The 14168-nt window shown below is 39.3% G+C and carries 10 protein-coding genes and 2 tRNA genes; 4 read left to right on the top strand and 8 right to left on the bottom strand.

The window, feature by feature from the left end; genetic code table 11:
* Positions 1-40 precede the first annotated feature (40 nt).
* The 6 genes from ABWU87_RS11360 to ABWU87_RS11335 form a co-directional block, all read right to left on the bottom strand.
* Complete coding sequence (locus tag ABWU87_RS11360; protein ID WP_353330802.1) at positions 41-2134, bottom strand: right-handed parallel beta-helix repeat-containing protein; 2094 nt, start codon at positions 2132-2134, stop codon at positions 41-43.
* Positions 2135-2814: 680 nt separating this feature from the next.
* On the bottom strand, positions 2815-3471 hold the full coding sequence (locus ABWU87_RS11355; RefSeq protein WP_353330800.1) for an SMI1/KNR4 family protein: 657 nt from the start codon (positions 3469-3471) through the stop codon (positions 2815-2817).
* A 188-nt stretch (positions 3472-3659) separates the two neighbouring features.
* Positions 3660-4337 (bottom strand): hypothetical protein, encoded by a 678-nt coding sequence (locus tag ABWU87_RS11350; RefSeq protein WP_353330799.1) that lies wholly within the window; start codon positions 4335-4337, stop codon positions 3660-3662.
* Between the two features lie 243 nt (positions 4338-4580).
* Complete coding sequence (locus ABWU87_RS11345; RefSeq protein WP_353330797.1) at positions 4581-5060, bottom strand: hypothetical protein; 480 nt, start codon at positions 5058-5060, stop codon at positions 4581-4583.
* Positions 5061-6316: 1256 nt separating this feature from the next.
* Positions 6317-8014 carry a S41 family peptidase gene (locus tag ABWU87_RS11340; protein WP_353330795.1) on the bottom strand — a complete coding sequence of 566 codons (1698 nt, stop codon included), beginning with the start codon at positions 8012-8014 and terminating at the stop codon, positions 6317-6319.
* A 44-nt stretch (positions 8015-8058) separates the two neighbouring features.
* Complete coding sequence (locus tag ABWU87_RS11335) at positions 8059-9045, bottom strand: adenosine kinase (RefSeq protein ID WP_353330793.1); 987 nt, start codon at positions 9043-9045, stop codon at positions 8059-8061.
* An 80-nt stretch (positions 9046-9125) separates the two neighbouring features.
* Between ABWU87_RS11335 and ABWU87_RS11330 the strand changes: the two genes are divergently transcribed.
* The 3 genes from ABWU87_RS11330 to ABWU87_RS11320 all read left to right on the top strand — a co-directional run bounded on the left by ABWU87_RS11330 (position 9126) and on the right by ABWU87_RS11320 (position 9875).
* Positions 9126-9199: transfer RNA gene (locus ABWU87_RS11330), tRNA-Asn, on the top strand.
* A 25-nt stretch (positions 9200-9224) separates the two neighbouring features.
* Positions 9225-9298, top strand: a tRNA-Asn gene (locus ABWU87_RS11325).
* A gap of 58 nt (positions 9299-9356) precedes the next feature.
* Positions 9357-9875, top strand: coding sequence for an NUDIX domain-containing protein (locus tag ABWU87_RS11320; RefSeq protein ID WP_353330791.1), 519 nt, complete (start codon positions 9357-9359; stop codon positions 9873-9875).
* A 163-nt stretch (positions 9876-10038) separates the two neighbouring features.
* Here ABWU87_RS11320 and ABWU87_RS11315 read toward each other — a convergent pair whose 3' ends face one another.
* Positions 10039-11148 (bottom strand): sialidase family protein, encoded by a 1110-nt coding sequence (locus ABWU87_RS11315; RefSeq protein WP_353330790.1) that lies wholly within the window; start codon positions 11146-11148, stop codon positions 10039-10041.
* 230 nt (positions 11149-11378) lie between these two features.
* On the opposite strand from ABWU87_RS11315, the gene amrB reads away from it, so the two are divergent.
* A complete protein-coding gene (gene amrB, locus ABWU87_RS11310) occupies positions 11379-12821 on the top strand; it encodes an AmmeMemoRadiSam system protein B (RefSeq protein ID WP_353330788.1) in 1443 nt (480 codons plus the stop codon).
* A 117-nt stretch (positions 12822-12938) separates the two neighbouring features.
* Here the strand turns inward: amrB and amrS are convergent, their stop codons facing one another.
* On the bottom strand, positions 12939-13973 hold the full coding sequence (gene amrS, locus ABWU87_RS11305) for an AmmeMemoRadiSam system radical SAM enzyme (RefSeq protein ID WP_353330786.1): 1035 nt from the start codon (positions 13971-13973) through the stop codon (positions 12939-12941).
* Positions 13974-14168: the final 195 nt, after the last annotated feature.

The raw sequence follows: 14168 nt of genomic DNA, 5'->3' as shown, positions 1-14168 counted from the left end.
GGAGTGAATTTTTTTATAACTGTCTGACGTTAGTAGTTTGTTACCAAACTACCTTCTTTTTCTCATCTCCCGAATCAGAAGAAATCGTTATAAAATAGACTCCATGACAAGGTAAAGTGTAATAGTCTGTTTTTGACATGGCATTTTCATTATTCAGAAGTTTCCCGCTTACATCGTATATCTGAACGAATGCTCCTTTATCCAAATTGCTTATAATCAGCATTCCATTGTTAATTGAATATTTGTATTTATCCTCCTGTGTTGGTTGTACTGCAGTTTTACCATCTGTGTCAACTATTATATTGTCAATTTCCCATTTTTCAATCCTATTGCTGTTTGCTCCATTTGCGTTAAAGCGGATAAAGAAGGTTTTTCCCGCTGCTAATGCACTAATGTCATGCAAATAGTTTTTATTAGCAATTGTGCCGTTTTGATTGGAATAGCTTGTAATTGATGTCCAAGCCTGCAAATCAGTAGAAAAGTCAACGCCTAATTTCTCTGTTCCTAAAGGGGTTATTGTTCCCGCATAAGCTTTAAAGTACATATCGTAGCGTAGAAAAACGTTTGTTGCTTTGGTTGCATCTATTTGGTAAGTGAAGAACGCTTCACTGTATGCTGATGTTAAATTAGTCTTCCAACTAAATACAGCCTTTTGGTTTTCTATTCCCCAACTTATCTGTAGTGGTCCACCATTGATTGTTGCAGAATTGTATAAAACATTACTACCATCAAAATTCGTCCAATTATTGAAATTCTCAACGGCAGGTAATTGGATGGTGGGCACACTAAATTCATAAGCGCCTATATCTATTAAGCCATATTGTATTCTCGGATTACCATCAATGTCATTATTAGTAACAACAGAAGTTTGAATACCCGCATTAATACAGGGTGAGGCCTCACGCAAACGCCAATTAGCGCTGAGCAGCTCTGCTTGTTGTGCTTCAGTTGTTGCTATGCCAATATAACTTGTCGGTTTTATATATGCAGTTTCCACAAACGGACTAATATTACTCATTTGTAATCCGCCTGAAATATCTGGTCCTCCAGAACCTGTCTTATTGTTGCTTGCAGCACAGTAGGCTACAGTAGAATAAATATCAGCAAATATTCCACCACCTTTATCTGCTGCGTAACAGTTGTTGACAGCGCAATTGGCTACAGTAGAAGTACCTATAGCGTATATTCCACCACCTTTATCTACAACAGAACAGTTACAAACTGTGCAATTGGCGACATAAGCAGTAACGGCATATATTCCACCACCTTGGAAATAATCTGCAGAACAGTTGCTAACCGTACAATTGGCAACAGAAGAAGATAGGACATATATTCCTCCCATATCTGTAGAACAGTTGCTAACCGTACAATTGGCAACAGAAGAAGATTCGGAATATATTCCACCACCGTTATATTCTGTAGAACAGTTGCTAATTGTGCAATTGGCAACAGAAGAAGATAGGACATATATTCCACCTCCGCTACCATATGCATAACAGTTGTTTACTGTGCAATTCGCTATAGACAAGTTGGCCATTCCATATATTCCACCCCCGAGTTGTGTTTCATAGCCATTTGCTCCTTTAATTGAGAACCCATCGAAATTAGTTTTATTTGTAAAATCAGTTTGGCAAGTAACCACTCGGTAGCAATTTCCTGTATTTCCGGTGATAGTCCATTCCCATGTTTTTCCATCGGAATTTATGGTTTTTGTCCAGACATCTTCCACTCCGTCAATATCACCACTTAATAGTGTTGCATTTACAAACTCCCACGAGTCAATTTTCCCGTTTTTATCTAAGTCTGCTAAAGCACGCTGTGGAATAGCTGATTCTGTTCCTGCAAATCCACCCAAAACATTCACGCCATCTTTTAATACATAAGTACGCGAGCGAGCATCCCGTGCAATAGTTTCAGTTGTGGGGAAATAAAGTCCTTTTGCTACCCAAACCTCATCTCCAGCTACGGCTTTATCAATCATTGTTTGAATGTTTCCAGCAGCACTAGCCCATGAAGAGCCATCGCCAAATCCACGTGTTTTCACATAATAAATAGTTTTAGATAATAAATTCCCATTCAAACAGAAGAACATTAATAGCAATGCAATTGCTTTTACATGACTTTTCTTTTCCATAATATTCTTTCATTCTTCCTGTCCAGTTCTCTAGTTCAGGGTTTGACATAAAAAGAAGGCGCGGGAACTGTTAAACATACCACTGCCGTGAGGGGCTCGACATCGTTCGCCAAATGACATGGAAAATAACACGCCACAAAAAGGCATGGATCGTTTGTCGATGCTGTAAATTTGTCGATATTTCAATCAGGATAATATTTAAAACGCTTCTATTCTAATCATTTAACAAATTATATATTGAAAAGGTTCATTTAAAAATATAATGTATATCATGTAGACAATATGCTAATTATTGCATTATAAACTAATAAATTATCAATATAGAAAGTTCCTTCTGTAAGTTTTTCAACGAATAGTAGCTCTAGCCTGCCTTCATTAACTATCGCATAACGCATACTGTTGTATCGTGTCCGACAAATACAATAATTTTTTTACCATATCATTGCTCTGTTACTATTACATTCTGTAATTATTTAATTTATTGTTTTCAGAAGTAATTATGGGGTTTGAATGTCGAGTGATTGATCTAATTTAATTGCAAAATGCAAGTTCTTCCATAATAAATGTATCGTAAATAAGATGTCGCGATATGCTAAGTCATGCATACGATGGTGTGAGATTTCAGTGAACAATATTAATTTAAAATTTTATAAGTGCCCAGATTGTGCTTATTAATATTCTTAATACGGTATCGTCTCTTTATCCTCATCAAGCTCTACGCCATTATCATCGAAGAGTTTATATAATCTTTTTATTTCAGATAATATCATTTCTTCTAAAGAGTTCCATTGTTTTCTTGATGTAGCATCCCATCTTTCACAGCAATGAACAATATTTGTTTCTTTGTCTATATAAAGATGCGAACCATCCCAGTTATAACCGCCGATAAAAAAGTAACTATCTTTTGCATTATGTGGTCTTTCATAGAGATTAGGTGTTATTATTGAATATGGTTGTCTTACATTCGCTTCTATATCACGGTTTATTTGCTTTCTAAGACCATACAAGCTGAGTGTTGACGATAATACATTTAGCCCATTGCTAAAATTTAACAAAAAATCAGCGTATTCTTTTGGTATTTCAGTTTTTAATTCTTCACTCAAATAAAATAATTCTTCTTTATTCAATGTAGGGAATAAGATATTTAGCCAGGCTTTTGGTCCAACATGAGGCGCTTTGCCTATCATGGTGGCTCCATCGCTTGAATTTCCTATTCCTAAATTTTCGAATTTGTACAACAAGCTTGATATTTCTGAGTTTTTCATTTTTAATTGATTGTTTTCGAAGAGATATACCTTATATTTATTACATGAAATAATGTTATTTTCTTCTGCCAATAATTCTACTTTATTATTCTATTTCCGATCTATTTTGCTACTAATTTATCATATATTTTTTAAATGAAGATTTATATTCAAAGCTAATCTACTCATCGTATGACACAGGATATTTATTGTTCCAGATATAAGAACGCACATGTGCATCATAAATATCCAAGATGTTATTAAAAGTGGGACTAATGTTTTCATTTTACATAACATTTCCCTCTCCACCATAAAGCTCCGTTTTTAATTAAGGCGTATTCACCTTTAATAAATATATTAAGAAAGTAAGCATCCGTTAATTCTGGGATAGAGATGGAAATACAATTTGATTCTTTATTCTTAATTAAATATTTAGAATCGTAATTATATGATATAATATTATAACAGTTGCCAGTTTGTTCAGGGATGATATCTAAATTAAATATTTTGAAGTTTATTGATTTTATTTTTTTAGTGTTATCCTTTATTATTATTTTGTTATTGTTAATAGATTCAAATTTCCCTAAGTCTTCTATGTGCATTTCTATCTTATATTGTTTAGAAAAAGGGAAATGAAAGACTATCAAAATGCTATCCTTCATATTGGAGATTTTCGATTCTGTAATAACAACACTTTCAGTTACTTTTTTACTATAATCAGTAGAATTTAATTCTAAAAAGTTGTCAGTGCAATACTTGATGCTTCCAGACGCGGTTTTCGAATAGTCCTTGTCCATTAAAATACCTGGAAAAATTCTAAAACTATTGTTTTCTATAATGATTGCCTCTTGTTCTTCCCCAATATATGTTCCGCTTGTTTGGCTTTTTTGAGCGAAAACATTTAGTTGAAAAACGAATAAGAGTAGTATATGATAAAAACAAAATTTATACGATTTCATGTTTTGATTTTTTATGGGTACATAAATGAGTAGGCACAACCAATTTGGAATATTAATGCAGTTAATCCTTATCTAAAATATAATCTGTATCAATAATTATAGATTTCAATGTGTTTCCGTCAAAATGATAATAATGCCAAACACCAAGAGCTTCCCAGGTTAATTTAACTACATTTATTTCTGATATGTTGCAATTTATAGAATTGCCAATCAGAATTGAAAAAAACTCGTCTTTAGTTATTCCTACCTGTATCTTTTTCGATAAGATAATTTCCTTGTCATTAATGTTTGCAGAAACAATCTGGATCTTCTCATGTCGGAAAAAACATCTTTAAGAAAGATGAATTTAATATAGTTATTTCCAACAAAGAACTTATTTAGTTTTGTAGTACCTTTCGGGTCATGACTATCAACTACCTCTTTATACTTCAGACCTTTGAACCTTACCTGTAAATCATTTATTTTTTTATAGCTACCAAAAGGAAAAGCTAAGAAATCGTCTACCGAGATTAGCTCTAATGTGTCTTTATTTATATTCCATTCTCTAAAAATTAATCCCCCTTTAGATATTCTCGCTTTCGGTTTGACAACATCTTTCCCTGCCACTAGCAATTGTTTATTGTTTGTTTGCTGACTTTTAGACGCCCAACACATGGAGCAGAACAAAATGCTAAAAGCAATAATTAAAAGTGTTTTTGTGGTTCTCATATTAGTGGTTCTCATATTAAATGAGGTTTTAAATTTGTTTTCCATGTATGTAAAATCAACCCTTTGCAACTCTCTTACATATCCTCTTTTTTAGCTAGGGCTACATTGTAATTGGTAATGCCAACGGGCACAACACAAAATAGTCAGCTCTAGCCCAGCTTTCTTAACTATCGGGGGTATCGTATCCGACAAATATAATAAATTTTACCATATCATTGTTCTGTAACTATTACATTCTGTAATTATTTAATTTATTGCTTTTCAGAAGTAATTAAGGTTTCGAATGTAGAATGCAAACATTAATTCTACAAATGGGTGCACAGATGGCAGAACAAAAGGATGTATTCCAAAATACTAATCAATTGTCCAAGAGGAACTAGCCAAATCAACTTGGAAAATTAACCAAAATAACAGCAATGATTACCCCAATCATGTACATGTTTCGCTTCAATCTTGTACATGTTTGGGCTCAATCTTGTACATGATTACCCCTTAATCTTGTACATGATTGGGGTAATATGTCCCGATGCTTTTAATAAACTGACTCCGACTTCTGTTAATTGTTAGGGAAAATTTCCCTAATCGCTGGTTTTTGGTTGACTAATGTAGTTCCTAATTCTGTAATGGGTTGACTGATGAACTATTAGCCCTGATTTGGGTTGTCTGTAATACATATAACACAGATAACCAGCCATATAGTACTACACGTTTACTCTTTGGGGTGCAGAGGGTGGAGAGAAAACAAAGGTTTTTCGATTTCAAAAAATGAAATTTGAAAAATCCTCAAAAAGATTTTTTTCAAATATGAAATTCTAAAACCGAAAAAGGGACTATTTTACTCCACCCTCTACACCCCGGCAGTTCTGAAAATGACTTTATTCTGAGTCGTTCTTTCTTTTGTAAACAATTTTAGTGGCAGTAGTGGCAGTGAAAATAAGGCTTATTCGGTTTCAGAAAATGAAATTTGAAAATTCTTCAAAAAGAATTTTTTTGGAATTACGATTTCTGGAACGAGAAAAAGAATGTTTCTTCTGCCACACTGCCACTAAAAATGTTTACATCTCTTAAAGCAAGGCTTTTTTGGATACATAAGTCGTGAAGAAAGGAAGAAGAAAAGAGAAAGAAGGGGTGTTTTATCGATAATCTGAAATCAGCAGCAGAACCAAAAGGCAAGAATAAAAGAGGGTGGACCATATTTAGCGGTTCACCCTCATATCTTAAAGAACCAGGTCAGTATGAACGAACCGGTTCTGGCTTAATACCTAAAGTTGTTATTTTGCTGTTGCGACAGATTTCTGCTCTGCGTTTGTTTTGCCCGGTTTCAGGAGACTCTTGTATTTATCCTGGTCCTTGAGCAGTTCAATGGCTTTTGCAAGTTCTTCATCCCCTTTCAGCTGCTGAATGATGGCTCCCTTCTGGAATTGTGAACGTTTTACAATCTCCGTTGAGATAACCGATTTGATATCCTTGGCAAAATGGTCCAGGTCGCGGTCTAAGTTGTGGCTTAGCTTCTTTTCCAATGCCTTAAACTCTTCCGAAGCTTCGTCCATATAGCCTTCGAATTCGGCCACCTCTTTCAGATTCTTAAGAACCTTGTCGCTCTGGCGGTCGTATTTAAAGTTTGCTTTGTTTACCAATGCCTTGAATTCGTTGTAATCTTCGTCTGTCAGTACAAAGTCTTTTGCAGATGCAATTGTAGGGTGCTTCACGCAATAGTCGTTTGCATATTCAAAGATCAGCTTGTCCATTACCAGATAAAAAAGGATGTTGGGTGCTTTTTCCACCTTGATTTCCACATCCGGCATAATTCCTCCACCGTCGCGGACTTCTCTTCCGGCAGCAGTATGGAACACTGTTGTCAGGCTATCGGGCACACGACCCACGCTTCCGTCTTCGTTGCGGTGTTTGTAATCAATGGCCTGAACGCATCGTCCGCTGGGTATGTAGTACTTTGCAGTTGTCAGTTTCAGGTTGCCGCCATAAGGAAGATTACGGGTGGTTTGAACCAGTCCTTTTCCAAATGTTCTTGTTCCGATAATTACTGCACGATCCAGGTCCTGGAAGGCTCCGGCAAGAATCTCGGATGCTGAAGCTGATGAATTGTTTACCAGCACAGTGATAGGAATTTCGGGGTCAATCGGCTCACGGGTTGTTTTATAGCTTCTGTCTCCTTGCTTTATTCTTCCTTTAGTAGAAACAATCTCTTTTCCTCTTGGAATAAACATATTGGCAATCTCAACCGCTTCATCCAGTAATCCACCTCCGTTGTTGCGCAAGTCGATGACTAAAGAGGTGATTCCTTTTTTCTTAAGCGCCAGAAAAGCGTCCTTGAATTCCTTGGATGGCTTTCCAGTGAAAGAGTTCAACTGAATGTATCCGGTATTATTGGCTTCCACGCTGTAATATGGTACTGCCGGAATCTGAATTGATTCTCTGGTAAGCTTAAATTCCAAAGGTTTCTTGGCGCCGGGGCGTTCCACCTTCAGCATAAAGCTAGTGCCTATTTGTCCTTTCAGCATTTCGCTTACCTGAGCTACCGATTTCCCTTTGAGGTCTTTCCCATCTATCTCGAGCAACACATCACCCGCTTTTAATCCTACCTTTGCAGCAGGCATCCCTTCATAAGGTTCGTCAATAGCTACTCGTCCTTTATAGTAGGTGATGATAGAACCAATTCCACCGTAACTTCCCTTCAGCATCAGGTTCAAATCGCCCATTTCCTCTTCCGGATAGTATTCCGTGTAGGGGTCTAACCCATCAAGCATGGCGTCGATTCCCACTTTTATACTCTTGTCGGGGTTGATGGTGTCTACGTAGTAGATGTTCAACTCCTTGAAAATAGTGTTGAATATATCCAGATTCTTGGCAACCTTAAAGTTCTTATCGTCGTCTTTGAAACTGGAAAAGGTGAGTCCCAGCAGAACCAGTCCTACCAGGAGCATCATTTTTTTAGCAAGGAACTTTTTCATATTACAGTTTTTGGTTTGAGACCTAAAAGTAGATTATTAACTTCTTATTGAGAAATAATATTGTTAATATTTAACTTTATTTCATCCCATTGATGTTTTGGCATAGTGGTTCCAATTACCTGAATTACATTTCCGGATAGTACGGAGCCTATATTTGCACATTTCTCAAGGCTATATCCGCAGGTTAAGCCATAAAGGAATCCGGCGGCAAAGTAATCGCCCGCACCGGTTGTGTCAACCACCTTATTTACCGAGATAGCTTTTGCATGAACCTCTTCAGTTCCTTTCTTAATATAAGAACCTTTGGAGCCAATCTTAACGATGGCGATGCTGCACATGCTGGCTATTACATTCAGGGCTTCTTTAGGCTCCTTGCCGGTAAACGATTTTGCCTCTTCTTCATTGGCAAAAACGATGTCTACATATTGGTCCACCAATAAAGTGATGAATTGCAGGTCGCTCTCAACCACGTTGTAGCTTGCCAAGTCCAGGCAAATTTGCAATCCCGCTTTTTTAGCCAATTTGATTGCATGAAGAATCATTTCATGGTCCTGCACCAGGTAACCTTCAATAAAGAGATAGGTATATCCAACGAACATGTCGATGGTCAGGTCGTCCGCTTTCAGGGTTGATGCTGCTCCCAAGAAAGTTCCGAAGGTTCTTTCGCCATCCGGTGAAATAAAGGTTGAGGCAATTCCCGAAGGCAAATCGCAAACCAATAATTTCTCGTCGATATTGTTTTGAATCAGATTATCGCGGTAAAATCTTCCTAAATCATCATTTCCCACTTTTCCGATAAATCCGGTGCCTGCACCGAGGCTTGCCAGTCCCAGAATGGCATTTCCGGCCGAACCACCTGTGGCCAGATGGGTGCTCATCTGAGAAAATCGGGTGTTAATCTGCTGAAGCTTAGTCTCATCTATTAGTTGCATACTTCCTTTGGGTAGTCCCATCTCATGAAGTATGTCGTCGTTGTTGAGTGTTGCAAGAACATCAACCAAGGCATTGCCTAAACCTATTATTTTATCCATTTGAAAATTTTTTGTGCAAAGATATTGCATATTTCAATAAATCCTATTACTTTTGCATCGCAATTAAGAAAAAGAAGCATTCTTCGATAGCTCAGTCGGTTAGAGCATCTGACTGTTAATCAGAGGGTCGTAGGTTCAAGTCCTACTCGAAGAGCTTTCCTTTCCTGAATTGATGTAATTCTTCGATAGCTCAGTCGGTTAGAGCATCTGACTGTTAATCAGAGGGTCGTAGGTTCAAGTCCTACTCGAAGAGCATAAAGCCTGCATTTTTAATGTGGGCTTTTTTGTTTTACCATCTAATCTATTCTTCTATGCATCCATTAGCTCAGTTTTCTTTCTGTCCCAAATGCGGTTCTTCCCATTTTGAAGAGCACAATGAAAAGTCGAAGGCATGTCGTGACTGCGGGTTTGTTTACTATTTCAATCCTTCATCGGCCACAGTTGCTGTTATTCTGAATGAAAAGAATGAGTTGCTGGTTTGCCGCCGGGCAAAGGAACCCCATAAAGGAACGCTGGATTTGCCGGGTGGTTTCATCGATATGCACGAAACAGCCGAGGAGGGCGTTGCCCGCGAGGTGCTTGAGGAGACGAATCTGAAGGTAGATAAGGCAACTTACCTTTTTACTTTGCCAAACATATATGTTTATTCCGGTTTCCCGGTACATACACTCGACATGTTTTTTTTGTGTGAAGTGAAGGATACTTCCTCTTTTAAAGCTATGGATGATGTGGCCGACTCTTTTTTTCTGCCGTTGGAACAGGTCAACCCCGAGGAGTTCGGGCTGGATTCGGTCAGGGAAGGAGTAATCCGGTTTAAGTCATTGCGGTAAATATGCAAAGCTTATAATTTGAAAAAGGGTTGTCCTTAATTTCCAGACAACCCTCTTTATCTCTCTTTTCTTCAAGACTCAAATTGGATCTATATCCAAATATTCAAGTCTATAAGACTTAATTTCACTTTTTGAGGCAGTCTCTTTGATATCCTCAAAATGGTTATTTTTTCAGAAACTCGTGCCAGTCCTTCCCGTGTGTTATCCACGCAAGGTTGAAGCGGGCATACACGCCATCGGTTGTAAGGTATATCAATCCTTCGCTGGGGGTTCCGGGCCGCCCGGCTGCCAGATGGGAATATCCTCCTTTTTGATGTACCAACCGTTTTACCGGCCATGTTTTCCCGCCATCAAAGCTAGCCCATACGGTAATGTTGATACGCCCAACCGTGCTGTGAATAGCTACAGGCCCCAAAGGATTATCTGTCATGCTGAAAACCAGGATATCTTGCCCCTCAATTTCCAGACGCACCAATCCGGCTTTGTTTCCATATACTCTGGGAGGACCGTCGGGAAGTTCTTTGCTAATGGATTGGTCTTGCCAGGTTTCTCCTCCGTCATAGCTCCAGGCAATATCCCTATTTCCGTCACGGTTATGATTGCGCGAATTGTAGTAGATGGTTCCGTCGGAGAGTTCTACCAATGCGGCCTCTCCGGTTCCCGAAACAGGATAGGGTGCGCTTGTATGCCATGTTTTTCCTCCATCGTCCGAATAGTTGGCGCTGCTGTAGTGGTAAGGAAGCAATGAATCGTTGGTTGCATCGTAATTTATCAGTACTCTTGAAGGAAGCAACAATCTTCCTTTGTGTTTCCCGTGGCGAAGTGTGATGCCCTCCTCGCATCCTGATATGATAGGTACCCATCCGTTGATGTCCGGATATCGCACAATATCTTCTTTAACCCAGGTCAGTCCGTTGTCTTTGCTACGGTACATAAAATTCTGTGGCTTCTTGCCTGCGCCTCCCGGGTCTAGTTTCAGAATATCTCCGGTGGTTTCATCCAGAACTCTTCCGGCTCCACCCAATAAAGGAATTCGTGGTCCCCAGGTCCTTCCACCGTCTACACTTCTACGGTCGGCCAATACTGAGCCATCCATAGCAACCATGATATCTCCTGTCCATCCATTTGGAATGGAGCCATTGTAAATCTCAAAATTCTCTTTAATTTCAATAAACTCTTTCGTGTCGTCATTCTGTGCTAGCTCATCACTTTTACAGGAGGAGAGCAAAAGTGCAACAACAGTTATTGACGTAAGATTCAGAACACTCTTCATTATAATCTTTTTAATTAAGCCGGGTTATAGTTTAGTTCCTCAAAAGTACAAAAAGCACTCCTTTTTTATGTTGAATTGTTTCTTTATTTAATGTTGTCTTCACTAAGTTTTAGTATGATTAGGCTCCTGATACTCTCAAATGTAATTGAAAACATTTAAACTTACTGCAGCTCTTGTTTGTTTATAAATAGATAAGTCGCTTTCTCTCCAAGCATTTAATTCTATTGAATATGAGTGACAAACATTCCGCTTATGACAGGCAGCCTGCGGTGGCCGGACAATTCTATCCTGGCAGTGCCGAAAAATTACAGTATGAACTGAATATACTTTTTGCGGAAGCTGCTCCGAAAGAGTACCGTAATGTCCGGGCCATTATTACTCCACATGCAGGGTATGTGTTTTCCGGTATAGTTGCCGCATCGGCTTTTAATCAGATTGATGCTAGTGCCAATTATCAGCATGTATTCATAATAGGTTCATCTCACCGAGCCTATTTTGAGGGAGCATCAATCTATTGCGACGGAGATTTCCTGATGCCCTACGGAAAAGAGGTGGTGGATACCGAACTTGGGAAAAAGCTGGTTGAACTTCATCCCGATATTTTTACGGCCGACCGACAGCCTCATTTAAGTGAACATAGCATAGAGGTGCAACTCCCTTTCCTGCATCATGTACTGAAAGGTAATTACAAGATTGTACCAATTCTTTTGGGAACCGCCGAACCGGCAATCTGCCAGCGGATTGCTTTGGCGCTTAAACCCTATCTGAATGGGGAAAACCTCTTTGTAATCAGCACCGATTTCTCTCATTATCCGGGTTATGAAAATGCTCGATCGGTGGATTTGCTGACTGAACGGGCCATTATCTCCAATAACCCGAAACATTTGCTTGAGGTACTGGCTGAGAATGCACATAAGCACATTCCTCATCTGGCAACCAGTTTGTGCGGATGGCCGTCGGTATTGACTTTGCTTTATATGACCGAGGATAATCGTTCTTTATTGTATCAAGGGGTGAAATACAACAATTCCGGAGATGCCGCGATGTTTGGCGATAGGAGTCAGGTGGTGGGGTATTGGGCAATTGCAGTTACCGAAACCAAGGCAAGCAAGGAAGACTTCTCATTGACAGATGAAGAAAAGCAGCGATTGCTGCATGAGGCGAGAGGGGCAATCGAGAAGTTGTTCCGAAAAGTGGATCGACCACCGCTGGATATTGTAGAATGTTCTTCCGGATTGAAGGCTCATTGTGGAGCTTTTGTATCTCTTCATAAGAAAGACGGTTCATTGCGTGGATGTATCGGTCAGCTGACGGCTGACAGACCCCTGATTCAGACCGTGCGTGATAAGGCGGTATGGGCTGCTATTTACGATTCCCGTTTTCCGCCGTTAAAGGAAGAGGAGTTAGAGGATATTGTTATTGAGATTTCGGCGCTATCTCCTTTGCGTCAGATTGCAGATATTTCTGAAATTGAGCTGGGAGTGCATGGAATTTACCTGGTGAAAGGTTTCTACAGTGGAGTTTTCCTCCCTCAGGTGGCTACAGAAACAGGATGGGATAAGGAGACTTTCCTGGGGCATTGTGCCCGCGATAAGGCCGGCATTGGATGGGAAGGATGGAAAGATGCTGAGATTTATATATTCACCGCAACCGTTTTTGGAGAGAGCGAATAAGCCTATAGCCTCTATTTTACACCGATTCCCAATTGTTGTATTACAAATATCCAGTGAATCTTGTTACAGATAACTGATAATAAAAAACGCGAAGCTTGTACAACTTCGCGTTTTTTATTATTCCCAGACTCCGGCAATGGGTTCTTTACAGAATCCACATTTCCCGTCTTCAATGGAAACCTGACCGATAAGGTAACAGTTGCGTTCTATAATCGTTTTTTTGCAGTGCGGACAAATGGTGTTTTCATTTCCCAGGCTTGGGATGTTACCTATATAGACATATTTAATTCCTGCTTTTTCTGCAATATTCTTGGCTTCAATCAAAATTGATTCTGCTGTCGGCGGTAGGTCCATTAGTTTGTAAGCAGGGAAAAACCGACTGAAATGTAGCGGAGTATCTTCAAATCCGTTTTCCACTAGCCATGCGCACATCTTTTCAATCATTTCTGGTTTGTCGGTATAGGTAGGAACCAGCAGATTGGTGATTTCAAGCCATACCCCTTTCTCTTTGAGTATCTTCAGCGTATCGAGAACAGGTTGCAGACGTCCGCCGTCCAGCTTTCGATATATGCTATCATCGAAACATTTCAGATCAATATTGGCGGCATCCAGGTAGGGGCAAAGATCGAGTAATGGCTGTTGGTTGATAAATCCATTTGAGATGAACACCGTTCTCAACCCCTCTTCGTGGGCTATCTGCGAAGTATCATATACATATTCGTAAAAGACGGTCGGCTCGGTATAAGTGAATGCAATTAGCTGTGTGTTGTGGGCAATCGCGTTTTTAACCAGATCCTCAGGCGACAGATCGTAGTGCTCCAGTTTCTGGGGTGAACTTTGCGAAATTTCCCAGTTCTGGCAGTTCAGGCAACGAAAATTGCACCCGGCTGTGGCCAGGGAGAAGATTCTTTCCCCGGGTAGAAAGTGAAACAACGGCTTCTTTTCAATCGGATCAATTCCCATGGAACAAGGATTTCCATAGGCGATGGAATATAGAATGCCTTCCATGTTTACCCTGGCGCGGCATATGCCCGTTCCTCCTTCATGAATCAGGCAGTTGTGGGGGCAAATATGACATCGCACGTTGTTTTCCTCCAGCTTCTCCTGATAAGCCGAGAGTTTGTGCCATTTGCCTAAGTCTGTTGTTTTCATACGGATACTTTTTGTCTATTCTTATATAACATTTTAATTGACAAAGAGTTGATGTGATTTATCCTCTTTCTCCCTAATTGACGTTAACGACCGTAAAGGGTTGTTATAATTTGGCTTATTGAGAATGATTTACCACTCTCTTTTTTAGCTTTTTTACGATCATTCGTGTTGTTTCCTAAAACATAAGGTTGTATT

It is taken from the genome of Bacteroides sedimenti (assembly GCF_040365225.1).
Lineage (GTDB): Bacteria > Bacteroidota > Bacteroidia > Bacteroidales > Bacteroidaceae > Bacteroides > Bacteroides sedimenti.
Note: the sequence above shows the minus strand (reverse complement) of the source record. Positions and strands in the feature narration are given on the sequence as shown.